The sequence below is a fragment of the Mycobacterium arosiense ATCC BAA-1401 = DSM 45069 genome (genome assembly GCF_002086125.1).
Taxonomy (GTDB): Bacteria; Actinomycetota; Actinomycetes; order Mycobacteriales; family Mycobacteriaceae; genus Mycobacterium; species Mycobacterium arosiense.
Genome location: NZ_MVHG01000225.1, coordinates 1 through 689, shown reverse-complemented (window position 1 = coordinate 689; position 689 = coordinate 1). Strand labels below are relative to the sequence as shown.

At 64.6% G+C, this 689-nt stretch carries 1 protein-coding gene; it reads right to left on the bottom strand.

The features are described from left to right. Positions 1-689: MCE family protein (locus tag BST14_RS28200; protein ID WP_142279683.1), on the bottom strand; the 689-nt coding region annotated here is incomplete at both ends.

The following is a 689-nucleotide window of genomic DNA, read 5'->3' as shown; positions in this document are numbered from 1 at the left end:
TCCAGCAGCTGGGCGGTCGGCACCAGGTCGGCGGCCCCGCGGGCCAGATACGGCCCGCCCTTGTTGAACAGCTCGGCGCCGGTGTTGCCGAACCCGGCCGCCGACAACAACGCCTGATCCAAATCCTTCTGCTGGGCGTTGATGGTGCGCGCGGTGATCACCGCGTTGTTCAAGAAGTCGAACAGATCCGGCGCCGCGTTCGCATACGTATCACCCAGCGCCGCCAACCCCTGAATGTCCTTGCGCGCCTGCGGCAACCGCGGGTTCACATCATCGAGCACGATGTTGGCGTTGATCACCGACTGGCCGAACTTCTCCCCCAAACCCGACAGCGACTGCGCCGCCGCGCTCAGCGTCAGATTCAACTTGACCGGATCCACCTTCTGCGCGATCGAGGTGATCGTCTGAAACAACGTGTTGATCTCGGTGGTCACCGACCGCGCATCGATCACCGTGCGCGTCGAGATCTTCTGCGGCGACGGGTGGGCCGGGGTGGTCAGCGAGACGTACTTGCCGCCGAACACCGTCGTCGCCTTGATGTCGGCGTTGACGTTCGACGGAATCAGCTTCAGGTATCGCGGATACACCTCGAGGGTGAACTTCGCCGCCGGCCTGCCGTCACGCACCGTCTCCGCGATCGAGCCCACCCGGCCGATCTCCACCCCGTTGTAGGTGACCTTCGAACCCGG